Raw genomic sequence first — 13473 nt, 5'->3', positions numbered from 1 at the left:
TGCGCGAGCGAACACTGCGCGTCTGAATCGTACCGAGCGGAGTGGCTGAGCCGCTAAACGGTTGTCGCCCCCGGGCTGCCGGGCGCCCCGGATAGCGTGGGCGTGGTCCGACCGATGACCCGAAGGGACCCGTATGCCGAGCGTGCACCTCGTAGCGCTGGACCAGACCGACGATGCCACCGCCGCGGCCGTGCACCGGATCGGCCGGGCCGCGTACGCCGTGGAGGCGGAGCTCATCGGTTTCGACATCCCGCACCTGCACGAGAGTCTGGAGCAGATGCGGGAGCGGCCGCTCGTGTGGCTCGGAGCCGTGTCCGGGGAGGGCGAGATCGCCGGCTTCCTCGCCTGGAAGGAGGCGGCCGACGGCTCCGTGTCCGTCGACCGGCTCTGCGTGGACCCGGCCTGGTTCCGCCGGGGCGTCGGCTCGCTGCTGATGGGCCACCTGCTGGCCGAGGCCTTCCCGAACCGCTCCGTCACGGTCACCACCGGCGCGGCCAACGCCCCCGCGGTGACCCTGTACGAACGCCTGGGCTTCGTCCGCGGCGCGGACTTCTCCCCCGTCCCGGGCCTGGTGATGGCCGCCTTCACGCGTCACCCCCTGCGGGCGCGCGCCGCCGCACCCAGCACTAGCTAGTCGTCGGACGGCAGCACGTCCGCAGGATCGAACGCGTCGTCCAGCGACTTCATGAGCCGGTCCCGCTCCACCTCGTCCAACGGCACCGGCGTCACATCCGTGGCGTCGGTCAGTCGCCGGAACCCGCCCCGCCGCTGGAGCCGGCCGCTGACCCGGATCGGCAGCCCCACCAGGTGCGCGTGTCCCGCCACGCGGTACGACTCCTCGTCGAGCACCGCCCGGATGTACGGGATCTCCGCCCCGGCCAGCACCCGCAGCCGCACCGTGCCCCCGCCGCCCGGCGCCGAGCGCCGCATCCGGACCACGGCCCCCGCCACCCGCACCGGGACCGCCGGCTCGGCCCGCGTGTACCGGGCGGCGGCCTCCCGCAGCACCGGCAGGTCCCCGGGCGAGAACTCCACCGGCTCGGGCCGGGCCGCGCACCCCGCCGGGACCCCGGCCGCCGGCGCCCAGGCCAGCGCGACCCGGGCCCCCTCCGAGCCCCGGACCAGCGCGATCAGCGCGTCGGCCAACTCCCGGCTGACCCCGGCCTCCACCGCGGCGTCGAAGGCCTCCATGCCGCCCGTGGCCCGCTGGTAGTCCACGGCCTCGCGGGCCGCGTGCAGGGCGTGGTGCAGCCGCGTCACGGTCCCTCGCCCCCCGTCCACCGGAACGTACGCGGTCAGCCGCCGCCCGCCGGGGGCGGGCCCCACCAGGACCCCATCCAGCGCCCGTTCGGCCTGGCCGCGGTGGCGCGCGCCGTGGTAGCCGGCCCGCGCCCGTTCGGCGAGCGCCCCCGCCAGCAGCAGTTGGCGGGCGGCCGAGCGCAGCTGTTCCTGCAGCGTCCAGTCGGCCTCGCCCTGGAGCGCGTGCGCCCCTTCGGGGATCTGCCGCTCCCAGCGGACCTCGTCGCTCGGCACGCTCAGGCCGTACAGGACCTCCCGCGCCGACGGCAGCGCGCTGCGCGAGAGCGCGGTCAGCGCCTCCTCCAGCAGGTCGGCGCAGTCGGGGAAGGTGCGGCTCTCGGGGACGAGCAGGCTGGTGCCGCCGCTGCCCGCCGGGTGGCCGGTGGGCGGGGTCCAGCGCCCGTACCGGCCGACGGCCCCACCGCGCCGCAGCCAGCCGTGCCGGCGCAGGAGCGCGCCCAGCACCGCCGGATCGACCTGCGCGGGGTCCGGGGTTCCCGAGTCGAACTCCGGGGACGACAAAGGCTCCAGGTGCGGTGAGTGCCAGTTCATCAAGGTGTCCCTCCCGACCCGACCCGGGTCATGATCTCGCACAGCGCCCGGTCGTCGAAGATCCGCGCGGTGGGTATCCGTACGGTGGTCCGGCGCCGGCCGGTCACGGGGTGCCCGGCGAGATTGGTCCAGTAGCAGCAGTGCCGCAGGTCGAGCCGGTCGTGCCCGGCGCCGATCCACTGCTCGCGCTCTCGCGGTACGAGCATCACGACGAGGATCTTGTGGACGGCGACCGGCGTGCGGGCCAGCTTCACCAGGTGCTCGTTGTCGAGGGTGAAGCCGAAGGTCGCCCCGGCCGGCCTGGGCGGTATCTGGTAGGTCGCCTTCAGCTGCACCTTGACGGTGACCTCGTCGTCCACGACGTGCTCGGGCGCGCCGTGGCTGACGTGCCAGTCGATGCCGTTGTCCGGAAAGGGCTGGGAGAGGGAGCAGCCGGCCGCGGCGGCGACGGCGTGCAGGTATCCCACCTGGAGGGTCTCCATACAGGCGGTGGTGGCGAGTGTCCCGCGCAGCGGTCCGGTCCGCGCGTCGGTCCGCGGATCGATCTGCAACGCCGGCACCCCGCCCGGTTCGGACTGCGCGAGCGCCATGGCCGGCTCCCCATGCCTTGTGGGCTCTGCCGTGGGTGATGGGCGGGGTGACGACCGGTCATGTGTGCGGTCCCCCAGGGAAGTTGTCTCCGCACCCGGGTGCCCGCAAACGGCGTACGGGGCAAACAGCCCGGGTATCACCGATTCGGGCAAGGGTGGCACGTTCCGAGGCGGCGGCGCCCGGGTGCCTCCCATCTGCCGACCGGGGACGAGGAGTTCGCCATGACACGCTGGTACGAGGGTCCGCTGGCCGCATTCGACACGGAGACGACCGGGGTGGACGTGGAGGAGGACCGGATCGTGTCCGCCGCGCTCATCGTGCAGGAGTGCGCGGGCGGCCGGGTCCGCGCCACGCGCTGGCTGGTCAATCCCGGCATCCCGGTCCCCCCGGGGGCCACGGAAGTGCACGGTCTGACCGATGAGCACCTCCAGCGCAACGGCCGTTGGCCGGCGCCGGTGGTGGAGGAGATAGCCCGCGCGCTGGGCGAGCAGCAGACCGCGGGGCGGCCGGTGGTGGTGATGAACGCGCCGTTCGACCTGACCCTGCTGGACCGGGAGTTGCGCCGGCACCGGGCGTCCTCGCTGGCCCGGTACCTGGACAACCGCCCGCTGACGGTGCTGGATCCGCGGGTGCTGGACAAGCATCTGGACCGGTACCGCAAGGGCCGCCGGACGCTGACGGACCTGTGCGCGCACTACGGGATAGAGCTGGCCGCGGCCCACGACGCGGGGGCGGACGCGCTGGCCTCGCTGGAGCTCGTACGGGCGGTGGGGCGGCGGTTCGCGGGCCGCCTCGAGCGGCTGACGCCGGCCGAACTGCACACGCTGCAGCAGGTGTGGCACGCCGCCCAGGCGCGCGGGCTCCAGGCCTGGTTCACGCGGCAGGGCACGCCGGAGTCGGTGGATCCGCACTGGCCGCTGCGGCCGGGGTTGTCGACGGCGGCGTGAGCCGGCCGTCCGGACGGTGCCGCGGGCCGGACAGGGCCACGGGCCGGGAAATGCGGAAGGCCGGTCCGTCAGCAGACGGACCGGCCTGTCCCGGTGGGCGATACTGGGATCGAACCAGTGACCCCTTCGGTGTGAACGAAGTGCTCTCCCGCTGAGCTAATCGCCCGGGAACGGACTGAACAATACAGAAGCCTTGGGGCTGGTTCAAACCGCTTGCGGCCCGGCTCCCAGGCGGGCCGCGAGTCCGCGCCGCCCGGCCCGCATCATCAGGGCGTGGTTGAGCCGGAAGACCGGCCGTCCGGGGAGCGCGAGCCACCGCATCAGCGGCCTGCGCACCTCGACCTCCTGCTCGTAGAGCGCGCGCGTCCGCGGCCCGCCGCGCCCTCCCGGTCCGACGCGCGGCCGTACGGTCCACCGTGCCCAGCCGTCGAGATCGCCGTGCAGCGCCACCTCCAGGACTCCCCGGGCGGGGTCGCGGAGCAGTTCGGTGGCGGTCACGCGCAGGGTGAACGGCAGGGCGGAGCGGATGAGCGCGCTGCCGCTGCGCCCATCCCCCGGGCCGGTGGCGCCGACCCCGCGGATCTGCGGCCACCAGCGGGGGTACTCCTCGGGGCGCTCCAGCGCGGCGTAGACCCTCGCGGCGGGGGCGTCGAGGTCCCACACGCTGCGGAAGCGGTAGCGGGTCCAGCGCTCCCGTCGGGTCCGGTCCATGGCTCCAGTCTGCCGCGCCGGGCGGCCGCGCACCGCCGACTCCCCCGTTTCCGTGCGTACTCGGTGCGGGATGAGCGGGGGAGATGAGTACGTGAGATGAGTACGCGCACCCATGTCCTGACGGCGTGACGGGCGCCACACTGCGCACCATGGAAACGCCCCTGCCGCCGGCCGAGGAGCTGGCGCTCATCGACCGCGAACTGGCTCAACTCGACGCCCGCCGGACGTTCTTGCTCGGCCGCCGGCAGTGGCTGCTGAGCGGGCCCGCGCCGCTCTGGGCGCCCCCGGGGACTCCCGGCCCGGCCAAGGAGGCCTCGGCGCCCGGTGCGCAGAACGTGCTGCTGGCCCTGGGCGCGGTGCTGCTGGCCGTGGCCGCGCTGGCGTTCACCCTGGTCAGCTGGGGCTCTCTGGGCATCGTCGGGCGCTCGGCGGTGCTCGCCGCGGTGACGGCGACGGCGCTGGGCACGCCCTGGTTCCTGCTGCGCCGCGCGCTGCGCTCGACCGCCGAGTCGGTGGCGGCCGTCGGGCTGCTGCTGACGGTGCTGGACGCATACGCGCTGTACGTGGTCGCCGTGCCGGGCACCGACGGCATGGCGTACGCGGCGGGCGCGGCCGCCGTGCTGGCCGCGGTGTGGGCCGGGTACGGGATGGCGCTGCCGGGGCTGCGGCTCCCGCTGCCGACGGCGCTGCTGACGGCGCAGCTCCCGCTGCCGCTGGCCGCGCTGGCCGCGGCGGCGGGCCCGGTGGGGATCGGCTGGGCACTGCTGGCGACGGCCGGGCTGGACGCGGCCCTGGCCGTCCGGGGGCGAGCGCGGGCGGGGCTGGCGTGGGCGGCCGCGGCGGTGGCCGGCGCGGGGGCGCTGCTGATCGGCCTCTCGGAGTCGGCGGGCGCGGCCTTCGCCGCGCAGGCCCTGGCCCCGTCGGCGCTGCTGGGCGCGGTGGCCGCGCTCGGGGTGGCGGTGGCCTGGCGGGCGGCAGGGGCGTGGCCGGCCGCGGCGGCGGGCGGCCTGGCGGCGGTGGCGGCGCTGGGCGGCCCGGCGCGGCCCGCGCTGGAGCCGGGCTGGGCGGTGGTGGCCTATCTGCTGGTGGCGCTGGCGCTGCTGGGGGCGGTACGGGCCCGGGCGCTCCCGGAGGCGGTACGGCGCGGCCTGGCCGGGGCGGGCGCGGGGGTGGCCGCGCTGGCGGCGGTGTGGGCGCTGGCCTCGGTGGCGGCGGCGCTGGCGGCCCGGCTGCGGGTGCTGGACCAGGTGTGGGCGGCGACGACCCCGCCCGCGGCGCCCTACCAGCCCGGGGCGGCCGCGCCGGTGGTCCTGCTGCTGACGGCCGCGGCGGCCTGGTGGCTGGTCCGCGCGCTGGCGGGCCGCCCGGAGCCGGGGGCCGCGGCGGTGGCGCTGGGCTGGGCGGCGCTGTTCCCGGCGCCGCTCCTGCTCGGGGTCCCGGCGGGCGCGGCGTTCGCGGCGCAGCTCGTGGTGACGGCGGCGGCGGGGGTGCTCGCGCTGCGGTCGGCGGCCGCAGGCGGCGGCGTCGGCGTCGGCGTCGGCAGGGCGCCCGGGATCGCGGCGGGCGTGTGCGCGCTGCTGGGGGCCGTGAACGTGTCCGTGGCGGCCCTGGACGGCCGCCTGGCCACCTTCGCGGTGCTGGGGGCGCTGGGGGTCTCCTGCGCCGCGGGAGCGGCGTACGGGCGCGGTGCGGTGTGGGCCAGGTCCGGGGCGGCGGTGCTCGCCGTGGCGTGCGCCGCGGGTCTGCTGGTGGCGCTGGGCGCGGTGCCGGGCCGTCCGGTGGCGTGGTGGGCGCCGCCGCTGTTGGCGGTCCCCGCGGCGGTGGCGGCGCTCGGGCCCCGGCTGGGTGCGGTGCGGGTCCCGGCGGAGGCCGCGGCGGGCGCCGCCGGGGTGCTCGCCCTGGCCCTGGCGGCCGGGGAGGCTCCGGTGCTCGCGCTGGTCCTGGCGCTGGCCGGGGTGGTGTGCGCGGGCGCGGCGGTGCGGCCGGAGCGCCGCTCGGCGGGCTGGGCGGCCGGGGCCCTGCTCCTCGCGGCGACCTGGGTGCGGCTGGCCGCGTCCGGGGTCGGGGTGCCGGAGGCCTACTCCCTGCCCGTCACGGCGGCGGCGCTCGCGGTGGGCCTCGTACGCCGCCGCAAGGATCCGCGGGCCTCGTCGTGGACCGCGTACGGCCCGGGTCTGGCGGCGACGGCGCTGCCGAGCCTGCTCGCGGTGTGGGGCGACCCGTACTGGCCGCGCCCGCTGCTGCTGGGGGTGGCGGCGCTGGCGGTGACCCTGGCGGGCGCCCGGAGCCGGCTGCAGGCCCCTCTGGTGCTGGGCGGCGCCACCCTGGCGGCGGTGGCGGTGCACGAGCTGGCCCCGTACGTGGTCCAGGTGGTCGACGCGCTCCCCCGCTGGCTGCCGCCGGCGCTGGCGGGCCTGCTGCTGCTGGTGGTGGGCGCGACGTACGAGAAGCGGCTGCGCGATGCCCGACGGCTGCGGGAGGCGCTCGGCCGCCTGGGGTGACGCGGGCGGCGCGGATGACCGCGGGGGCCCGCGGATCCCCGCAGATGACGCGGGAACGCCAAAGGCCCGGAGACTCCATGGAGTCTCCGGGCCTTTGATCCGGGTGGGCGATACTGGGTTCGAACCAGTGACCCCTTCGGTGTGAACGAAGTGCTCTCCCACTGAGCTAATCGCCCGGACGCACCGCAAACATTACCCCATGTCAGCGGTGCTCTTTCACCACGAGCCGGTCACTGGTCCCGGAGGTTCCAGGGCATCACGAGCCCGTACTTCCACAGGTAGAAACCGATCAGCGCGCCCGCGATGACGAGGCCCACGCTGGTCAGGATGATGTTGCGGCGGCGGACCTTCGGGTCGAGCGCCTTCTGCGCGGCCTCGGTGACCTTGCGCTTCGTCCAGCGCAGGACGAGGTGCGCCCAGGCGAACTCGGTGGCCCAGATCGCGAGCCCCGCGAAGATCGCCACCCAGCCCGGGCCGGGCAGCACCAGCATGGCGATGCCGGCGCCGATGACGACGAGGCCGACGACGAAGACGCCGACCTGCCAGCTCAGGTGCAGACCGCGGCGGGCCTGGATGAATGCGGGCGCCTTCGATACGTGCGGGGCCTCCTGCGCGGGCTGCGCGGCGGCCTTGTCTGCGGTGGCCTCGTCCGCGGTGGATTCCTCGGCTGCGGACTCATTGGTCTCGCGGTCACTCCCCGTGTTCATGGGGTCGAATCTACCCGAGCCGGAAGCACACGTGAATGGGCGTTTGGATCCGCCGTCCGAGGGACCCAGAGGTCCGCAAAACGGTCAGAGGGGTTTACAACGGCACCGTAGGTGGCATGTCGATTTCGCCGACGTGCGAATCCCCGAGCGCACACTGAGCGAAAGGCCCTGGCGCTTATGAACACCACGGTCAGCTGCGAGCTGCACCTGCGCCTCGTTGTGTCGAGCGAGTCCTCACTGCCTGTACCTGCGGGCCTGCGGTATGACACGGCCGATCCCTACGCCGTGCACGCCACCTTCCACACCGGAGCCGAGGAGACGGTCGAGTGGGTATTCGCCCGCGACCTCCTCGCGGAGGGCCTCCACCGGCCCACCGGTACCGGCGACGTCCGCGTCTGGCCGTCCCGCAGCCACGGTCAGGGCGTCGTCTGCATCGCCCTGAGCTCACCGGAGGGAGAAGCACTGCTCGAAGCACCCGCCCGAGCACTCGAGTCGTTCCTCAAGCGGACGGACGCCGCGGTCCCACCCGGGACCGAGCACCGGCACTTCGACCTCGACAAGGAGCTCTCCCACATCCTGGCCGAAAGCTGAGCCAGGCCTACAGCCGCTCGACACCGTCCGACTCGGGGCGACGGTGTGGCGCGGACAACCACATACGTGAGTGCCGGCGCTGTTCCCGCGGAAGCCAACCGCGGGGACGGCGCCCGTGCGCTGTGCCGGGGGCCCACCGGGAAGGGACCCGCTAGAGTCGGCCCCCAGCGGCGGCAGCAGCCAGTCGCCGCAGGCCCGGCCCTTGAGGGAGACCCCGTGCAGATCCCCCACGACACCCGTCGCGCGCTCGACGTCGTCGTCGCGCTGGTGAACACCGCGGCCGAGACGGACCAGCCCGACGGGCTGGCGGACGTGAGCGCGCTGCGCGGCTTCGTCCACGAGTTCGCGATCAGCGACGTCGGCGACCTCGGCGCCCGCGATCTGGCCGGGGTGCGTGCGGTACGCGGGAAGTTCGCCCAGGTGTTCGCATCGCCGAACCCGCGCGTGGCTGCCGCGCTGATCAACGAGCTGGTCGCCACGGCCGGCACCACCCCGCAGCTGACCGACCACGACGGCTACGACTGGCACGTGCACTACTTCGCGCCCGGCGCCTCGGTGGGCGACCACCTGGCGGCCGACGGCGGCATGGCGCTGGCCTTCATCGTGGTCTCCGGGGAGCAGGAGCGGCTGCGCCGTTGCGAGGCCCCCGACTGCCGGCGCGCCTTCGTCGACCTGTCCCGCAACCGTTCGCGGCGCTACTGCGACAGCCGCACCTGCGGGAACCGGCTGCACGTCGCGGCCTACCGGGCCCGGCGCAAGGAAGCCGAGTCAGAGCACGAAGAGGTCGTGCACGGCGGCCAGCAGCAACAGGGTGCCGATCACCCCTAGGAAGATCATCAGGGGCGGCTGGGAGAGCGCGAAGAGGCAGCCTCGCGGCTTTTCGGCGACGGGAGCGGGAGCCGGCGCGGGAACGGACGGCTCACCCTGCGATGTGTCGAGCATGTCGGGGCGATGATGACGCAGCGCACCCCGGTTCGCCCCTCAACACGCCAAGATCTGTGCGGGACTTCGTCAGATTCCGTGAGATTGGCCCGCGGGATTCAGATGCCGTGCTTCTTGAGGATCGCCTCGATGTCGGAGAAGTCCTCCGCCGGGGCGGCCGGGGCGTTCTGCCGGGCGGTGGACTGCGGGCGGGAGCCGGCGCCGAGCGAGGGGGCGGAGGCGGTCGGGGCCACGGCCTCGCGGCCGGCGCCGGCCTTGGCGGCCTTGGCCGGCTTCTCGGTCTTCTCGGCCTTCTCGGACGTGCCGAGGCCTCGGCGCTCGATGACACGGGTCACCATGAAGAGCAGCCAGGCCAGTCCCAGCACCCCGAAGCCGACCCAGATCGACGGCTTGAAGGCGATCTTGGACACCCACTCCACGACACCGGTCATCACCAGGCCGACGGGGACCAGCGCGTACGCCGTGATCCGCGTGGCGGCGAGAAAACGCCTGCGGTACGCGGTCAGCGCGGCGATGCCCAGGCCCGCCGCGGACACCGCGGAGCAGATGGTCTCGGCAAGCATGCGGTCCTCCGGTGTTCGACGACTGGGCGATCTGTCCCCTTCCATCCTGCACCGGACGCGGCCGTACCGGCCATGCCCCGGGCGCCCGCGGCGCCGATCTCCGGGAGATCTCGGGGTCGGCCCTCATCCCCAGGTCCCGGTCCCGGGTCCCGGTCCTGGTCGGTGCGGGCGGCCGGGGGCTGGGAGACTGTGCGTATGACCGATTCCGTGATCCTCGACGTCTGGTGCGAACTCCAGTGCCCGGACTGCCACAGCGCCCTGGACGACGTACGGGCCCTGCGCGCCCGCTACGGCGACCGGCTGGACATCCGCCTGCGCCACTTCCCGCTGGAGAAGCACAAGCACGCCTTCGCCGCGGCGCAGGCCGCCGAGGAGGCCCTGGAGCAGGGGCAGGGGTGGCCGTACGTGGAGGCCGTGCTCGCCCGCACCGCGGAGCTCGGTGAGCGCGGCGAGCCGGTCCTGCTGGACGCGGCGCGCGAACTGGGTCTGGACGCCGAGGAGTTCGACACCGCGCTGATCGACGGCCGGCACATCCTGATCGTGGACGCCGACCAGGCCGAGGGCAAGGCGATCGGCGTGAGCGGCACCCCGACGTACGTGATCGACGGCCAGAAGCTGGACGGCGGCAAGAGCCAGGACGGCCTGCGCGCCCGCATCGAGGAGATCGCCGACCGGCTGCTCGCCGCGGACTAGTGCTGTGGCCGGAAAGGTTTGCCGGGGCGCGGTGTCCGGTGCGGTGCATCGCAAGGCGGAGGACCGCGTCTCGTACTGGACGTAATTGCGCGGTCCGACAACACGGCGAGGCGCCGTACCGGGCGCCGCGACGCGGTGAACCTTTCCGGTCACAGCACTAGATCAGGTCCTTCGCGTAGTTGAAGTTGGTCGTCCGGTAGCCGAGGGACTCGTAGAGCCGCAGGGCCGGGGTGTTGTCGGTGAAGACGTGCAGCCCGAGCACCCGGTGGCCCTCGGCCAGGGCGGTCCCCTCCGCGAGGAGCATCAGGTCGCGCCCGTACCCGCGGCGGCGGTGCCCGTCGGCCACCTCGACGTCGAAGACGTACGAGCCCTCGCCGGACGGCGCCAGCCACAGGTGGCCGACGGTCTCGCCGCCCGCCCGCGTCTGCAGGACGCGGAGGCTGACTCCCGGAGTGTCCAGTCCCCGCGGCAGCAGGTCCTCGTGATCGGCCGCCGATTTCGCGTGAGCGGCCTGCTCCGACATCCCGCGGGCGATCCAGACGTCGGCGTAGCTGCGGCGCGCCAGCGCGAGCCAGGCCTCGAACTCGGCGGGGGTCATCGGGCGGCCGGTGACCCCCTCGGACAGCGCGGGCGGCTCGGCCGGGAGTTCCTTGGCCATGTTGCGGCTGTACTCGGCGTACCCGAGCGCGGATGCCAGGTGCAGGCCCCCGGGCGAGTCGGCCGGTACCGAGCTGCGGACCCGGCGGCAGCCCCAGCCGCGCAGCACCTCCTCGGCGGCGAGCGCGGCGACGGTGGCCCGGCCGCGCCGGCGGTCGGGCTCCTCGACGGCCAGCTCGCGGATCTCGCCGACCGTCGGCCCGAAGGGGGTGTCGGAGGCGAGCAGCAGTGCTCCGACGCGCCTGCTGTTGACGCGGATCTCGTACGGGCGCGAGCGGCCCCCGCTTGCGGTCTGCTGAAGCGGCCCGCTGGGCCGCAGGGTGGTGGTCATCAAGGGAAGTTCTACCCGCCCCGCGGCCGCCGCGACAGTGAGTATCAGGGTTGGGGATCGTGGTCCGCGGCGGCGCGGGCGTCGAAGATCCGCATGGCCTCGGCCGTGACCGGCCCGGGGGCGGCGGCGAGCGCGCGGCCGTCGATGCGGTGGACGGCCTGCACATCGCGCAGCGAGGAGGTCAGGAAGATCTCCTCGGCCTGTTCGAGGGCCTCGAAGGGCAGGTCGGTCTCCTTGGCACCGGCCCACTCGGCGACGAGGGTACGGGTGATGCCGTCGAGGCAGCCGGAGGCGACGGGCGGGGTGTGCAGTTCCCCGTCGAGGACGACGAAGACGTTGGACCCGGTGCCCTCGCAGAGCCGTCCGACGGTGTTGGCGAACAGCGCCTCGGAGGCGTCGGCCCGGTGGGCGGCGGCCAGCGCGACGACGTTCTCCGCGTACGAGGTGCTCTTCAGGCCCGCCACGGCGGAGCGCTCGTTGCGGACCCACGGAACGGTGATGACCGCGGTGGTGTCCGGGCGGCGGCTGGCGCCGGCGAGGGCGACGATCAGCGTCGGGCCGGCGTCGCCGCGGTCGGAGCCGAGCGGGGAGACCCCGCCGGTGTAGGTGACGCGCAGCCGGCCGAACGGCGTCGGGTTCGCCTCCAGTACGGCCGCGCACGCGCGCCGCACCTCGTCGAGGTCGGGGTCGGGCAGGCCGAGCCCGCGGGCCGAGCGGGTCAGCCGGGCCAGGTGGCGGGTGAGCGCGAAGGGCGTGCCGCGCTCGGCCTTGAGCGTCTCGAAGACCCCGTCGCCGACGGTCAGCCCGTGGTCGAACACGGACACCTTCGCGTCGTCGGTGTCCCTCAGTGCTCCGTCGAGCCAGATCCTCACCGTACGGTCCTCTCGTTCACCTCATGGGCCTCTGCCGTCCCTGACGCTACCCGCAGCAGCCGGGCGGCCTTCAACTCGGTCTCGGCCCACTCGCGGTCGGGGTCGGAGCCCCAGGTGATGCCGGCGCCGGTGCCGAAGAGCAGCCGGGGCCCTCCGGGGGCCTCGCGGTCGATCCAGAAGGTGCGGATGCCGACGGCGAGGGCGGCGGTGCCCCGGTCCGCGTCCACCCAGCCGATGCCGCCGCAGTACGGGCCGCGCGGGACGGTCTCCAGGGCCTCGATGATCCGCAGCGCGGAGGACTTCGGGGCGCCGGTGACGGAACCGGGCGGGAAAGTGGCGGCGAACAGCTCGGGCCAGCCGACGCCGTCGGCGAGTTCTCCGCTGACGGTGGAGACGAGGTGGACCAGGCCCGGGTGCTCCTCGACGGCGCACAGTTCGGGGACGGTGACCGAGCCGGTGGAGCAGACCCGGCCGAGGTCGTTGCGCACGAGGTCCACGATCATCACGTTCTCGGCGTGGTCCTTGGGCAGGAGATCGGCCACGGTGCGCCCGGTGCCCTTGATCGGCCCGGACTCGACGTGGCGGCCGACGCGGCGCAGGTACAGCTCGGGGGAGGCGGAGGCGACCTCCACGCCGTGGGCCGGGAGCCGAATCGTTCCTGCGTACGGGGCCGGATTGCCCCGGGCGAGCAGCGCCGTGAGGGCGTCCACGTCGGCTCCGGCGGGGTCCGGCAGCGGCGCGGACATCACGCGGCAGAGGTTGGCCTGGTAGACCTCGCCGGCCGCGATGTGCTCGCGGATGCGGCGTACGCCGGCGACGTAGGCGGCGCGGTCGAGGGAGGAGGTCCACTGGTCGGCGTCCGGGCCGAGCCAGGCCCCGGGTACGGGCGCGGGGACGGGGTCGGGGCGTATGTCCCCGAAGCGCGCGCAGACCATCCGGCCTTCGAAGTCGGCGGTCACCGCCCAGAAGCCGGTGGAGTCCAGGGCGGCGGGGTCGCTGGTGACGTCTCGGAGGTCGGTCGCGAGGAGGCCGCCGAAGCGGGCGAGAGGAGGCAGGTCGTGCACGGCTGCGAGTCTATGACCGGTGACGCGACGGCGCCGGTGCGGTGACGGTCGGGTGACCGGTGAGGTGACCGTCGGGTGACCCAAGGTGATCGAGCGGCAGCACGCTGCGGAAACGCGTTTTTGAGCTGGCCCGGGAATCCGCTAGAGTTCAACACGTCGCCAGGGAGCGAAGGGGGTAAACCCCGGAGCCAACACGGTGACCTGCGGACGTAGCTCAGTTGGTAGAGCACCACCTTGCCAAGGTGGATGTCGCGAGTTCGAGTCTCGTCGTCCGCTCTGAGATGGGGGATCTTCCCGAGAACCCCCATTTGCTCCATGGTGGAGTGGCCGAGAGGCGAGGCAACGGCCTGCAAAGCCGTCTACACGGGTTCAAATCCCGTCTCCACCTCCAAGGACGATTAGCTCAGCGGGAGAGCGCTTCCCTGACACGGAAGAGGTCACTGGTTCAATCC

At 74.3% G+C, this 13473-nt stretch carries 14 protein-coding genes and 4 tRNA genes; 8 read left to right on the top strand and 10 right to left on the bottom strand.

The genetic code is table 11. The features are described 5' to 3' along the window. The first annotated feature begins 133 nt into the window (after nucleotides 1–133). Nucleotides 134–634: a GNAT family N-acetyltransferase gene (locus tag ACFWBF_RS16920; RefSeq protein WP_385601680.1), complete on the top strand. Its 501-nt coding sequence runs from the start codon at nucleotides 134–136 to the stop codon at nucleotides 632–634. Here ACFWBF_RS16920 and ACFWBF_RS16915 read toward each other — a convergent pair. Together ACFWBF_RS16915 and ACFWBF_RS16910 are read right to left on the bottom strand one after the other, a co-directional pair. Then, a complete protein-coding gene (locus ACFWBF_RS16915; RefSeq protein WP_385601677.1) occupies nucleotides 631–1851 on the bottom strand; it encodes a hypothetical protein in 1221 nt (406 codons plus the stop codon). The genes ACFWBF_RS16920 and ACFWBF_RS16915 overlap by 4 nt on opposite strands. Continuing rightward, nucleotides 1851–2441 carry a DUF4365 domain-containing protein gene (locus ACFWBF_RS16910; protein WP_385601674.1) on the bottom strand — a complete coding sequence of 197 codons (591 nt, stop codon included), beginning with the start codon at nucleotides 2439–2441 and terminating at the stop codon, nucleotides 1851–1853. Before ACFWBF_RS16910 ends, ACFWBF_RS16915 begins: the two co-directional genes overlap by 1 nt. 222 nt (nucleotides 2442–2663) lie before the next feature. Here ACFWBF_RS16910 and ACFWBF_RS16905 point away from each other — a divergent pair, with 222 nt between their 5' ends. After that, on the top strand, nucleotides 2664–3389 hold the full coding sequence (locus tag ACFWBF_RS16905; RefSeq protein WP_385601671.1) for a 3'-5' exonuclease: 726 nt from the start codon (nucleotides 2664–2666) through the stop codon (nucleotides 3387–3389). A gap of 94 nt (nucleotides 3390–3483) precedes the next feature. Here the strand turns inward: ACFWBF_RS16905 and ACFWBF_RS16900 are convergent. Continuing rightward, nucleotides 3484–3555, bottom strand: a tRNA-Val gene (locus ACFWBF_RS16900). Nucleotides 3556–3593: 38 nt separating this feature from the next. Next, entirely contained in the window at nucleotides 3594–4100 is a 507-nt protein-coding gene (locus ACFWBF_RS16895; protein WP_385601668.1) for an SRPBCC family protein, read from the bottom strand. Nucleotides 4101–4249: 149 nt separating this feature from the next. On the opposite strand from ACFWBF_RS16895, the gene ACFWBF_RS16890 reads away from it, so the two are divergent. Next, nucleotides 4250–6601, top strand: a complete 2352-nt coding sequence (locus tag ACFWBF_RS16890; RefSeq protein WP_385601665.1) for an SCO7613 C-terminal domain-containing membrane protein — start codon at nucleotides 4250–4252, stop codon at nucleotides 6599–6601. A 104-nt stretch (nucleotides 6602–6705) separates the two neighbouring features. Here ACFWBF_RS16890 and ACFWBF_RS16885 read toward each other — a convergent pair. Both ACFWBF_RS16885 and ACFWBF_RS16880 read right to left on the bottom strand, forming a co-directional pair. Further along, nucleotides 6706–6777: transfer RNA gene (locus tag ACFWBF_RS16885), tRNA-Val, on the bottom strand. A gap of 54 nt (nucleotides 6778–6831) precedes the next feature. Further along, nucleotides 6832–7308 (bottom strand): TIGR02611 family protein, encoded by a 477-nt coding sequence (locus tag ACFWBF_RS16880; protein ID WP_385601662.1) that lies wholly within the window; start codon nucleotides 7306–7308, stop codon nucleotides 6832–6834. Between the two features lie 177 nt (nucleotides 7309–7485). Here ACFWBF_RS16880 and ACFWBF_RS16875 point away from each other — a divergent pair, with 177 nt between their 5' ends. Both ACFWBF_RS16875 and ACFWBF_RS16870 read left to right on the top strand, forming a co-directional pair. Continuing rightward, nucleotides 7486–7899 carry an SsgA family sporulation/cell division regulator gene (locus tag ACFWBF_RS16875; protein WP_030011909.1) on the top strand — a complete coding sequence of 138 codons (414 nt, stop codon included), beginning with the start codon at nucleotides 7486–7488 and terminating at the stop codon, nucleotides 7897–7899. Between the two features lie 216 nt (nucleotides 7900–8115). Further along, a complete protein-coding gene (locus ACFWBF_RS16870) occupies nucleotides 8116–8727 on the top strand; it encodes a CGNR zinc finger domain-containing protein (RefSeq protein ID WP_385601659.1) in 612 nt (203 codons plus the stop codon). Between the two features lie 212 nt (nucleotides 8728–8939). On the opposite strand, the gene ACFWBF_RS16865 is transcribed toward ACFWBF_RS16870, so the two are convergent. Further along, nucleotides 8940–9404, bottom strand: a complete 465-nt coding sequence (locus ACFWBF_RS16865) for a hypothetical protein (RefSeq protein WP_385601656.1) — start codon at nucleotides 9402–9404, stop codon at nucleotides 8940–8942. A 195-nt stretch (nucleotides 9405–9599) separates the two neighbouring features. On the opposite strand from ACFWBF_RS16865, the gene ACFWBF_RS16860 reads away from it, so the two are divergent. Further along, entirely contained in the window at nucleotides 9600–10097 is a 498-nt protein-coding gene (locus tag ACFWBF_RS16860; RefSeq protein WP_385601653.1) for a DsbA family protein, read from the top strand. Nucleotides 10098–10254: 157 nt separating this feature from the next. On the opposite strand, the gene ACFWBF_RS16855 is transcribed toward ACFWBF_RS16860, so the two are convergent. The 3 genes from ACFWBF_RS16855 to ACFWBF_RS16845 are packed head-to-tail and all read right to left on the bottom strand — an operon-like array spanning nucleotide 10255 to nucleotide 13021. Beyond that, on the bottom strand, nucleotides 10255–11085 hold the full coding sequence (locus ACFWBF_RS16855) for a GNAT family N-acetyltransferase (RefSeq protein ID WP_385601650.1): 831 nt from the start codon (nucleotides 11083–11085) through the stop codon (nucleotides 10255–10257). A gap of 44 nt (nucleotides 11086–11129) precedes the next feature. Continuing rightward, nucleotides 11130–11957, bottom strand: a complete 828-nt coding sequence (locus ACFWBF_RS16850) for an aminotransferase class IV (protein ID WP_385601647.1) — start codon at nucleotides 11955–11957, stop codon at nucleotides 11130–11132. Continuing rightward, nucleotides 11954–13021, bottom strand: coding sequence for a chorismate-binding protein (locus ACFWBF_RS16845; protein WP_385601644.1), 1068 nt, complete (start codon nucleotides 13019–13021; stop codon nucleotides 11954–11956). Before ACFWBF_RS16845 ends, ACFWBF_RS16850 begins: the two co-directional genes overlap by 4 nt. A 203-nt stretch (nucleotides 13022–13224) precedes the next feature. On the opposite strand from ACFWBF_RS16845, the gene ACFWBF_RS16840 reads away from it, so the two are divergent. Both ACFWBF_RS16840 and ACFWBF_RS16835 read left to right on the top strand, forming a co-directional pair. Continuing rightward, nucleotides 13225–13297: transfer RNA gene (locus ACFWBF_RS16840), tRNA-Gly, on the top strand. Nucleotides 13298–13338: 41 nt separating this feature from the next. Then, a tRNA-Cys gene (locus tag ACFWBF_RS16835) sits at nucleotides 13339–13412 on the top strand. The last annotated feature ends 61 nt before the right edge of the window (nucleotides 13413–13473 follow it).

It is taken from the genome of Streptomyces sp. NPDC060028, from assembly GCF_042736725.1.
Classification (GTDB): Bacteria; Actinomycetota; Actinomycetes; order Streptomycetales; family Streptomycetaceae; genus Streptomyces.
Note: the sequence above shows the minus strand (reverse complement) of the source record. Positions and strands in the feature narration are given on the sequence as shown.

Bases quoted from the DNA above. Each gene is read 5' to 3' on its own strand.
- ACFWBF_RS16915 (WP_385601677.1), bottom strand. From the start codon at position 1,851: ATGAACTGGCACTCACCGCACCTGGAGCCTTTGTCGTCCCCGGAGTTC.
- ACFWBF_RS16855 (WP_385601650.1), bottom strand. From the start codon at position 11,085: ATGACCACCACCCTGCGGCCCAGCGGGCCGCTTCAGCAGACCGCAAGC.
- ACFWBF_RS16895 (WP_385601668.1), bottom strand. From the start codon at position 4,100: ATGGACCGGACCCGACGGGAGCGCTGGACCCGCTACCGCTTCCGCAGC.
- ACFWBF_RS16865 (WP_385601656.1), bottom strand. From the start codon at position 9,404: ATGCTTGCCGAGACCATCTGCTCCGCGGTGTCCGCGGCGGGCCTGGGC.
- ACFWBF_RS16920 (WP_385601680.1), top strand. From the start codon at position 134: ATGCCGAGCGTGCACCTCGTAGCGCTGGACCAGACCGACGATGCCACC.
- ACFWBF_RS16890 (WP_385601665.1), top strand. From the start codon at position 4,250: ATGGAAACGCCCCTGCCGCCGGCCGAGGAGCTGGCGCTCATCGACCGC.
- ACFWBF_RS16880 (WP_385601662.1), bottom strand. From the start codon at position 7,308: ATGAACACGGGGAGTGACCGCGAGACCAATGAGTCCGCAGCCGAGGAA.
- ACFWBF_RS16875 (WP_030011909.1), top strand. From the start codon at position 7,486: ATGAACACCACGGTCAGCTGCGAGCTGCACCTGCGCCTCGTTGTGTCG.
- ACFWBF_RS16905 (WP_385601671.1), top strand. From the start codon at position 2,664: ATGACACGCTGGTACGAGGGTCCGCTGGCCGCATTCGACACGGAGACG.
- ACFWBF_RS16860 (WP_385601653.1), top strand. From the start codon at position 9,600: ATGACCGATTCCGTGATCCTCGACGTCTGGTGCGAACTCCAGTGCCCG.
- ACFWBF_RS16910 (WP_385601674.1), bottom strand. From the start codon at position 2,441: ATGGCGCTCGCGCAGTCCGAACCGGGCGGGGTGCCGGCGTTGCAGATC.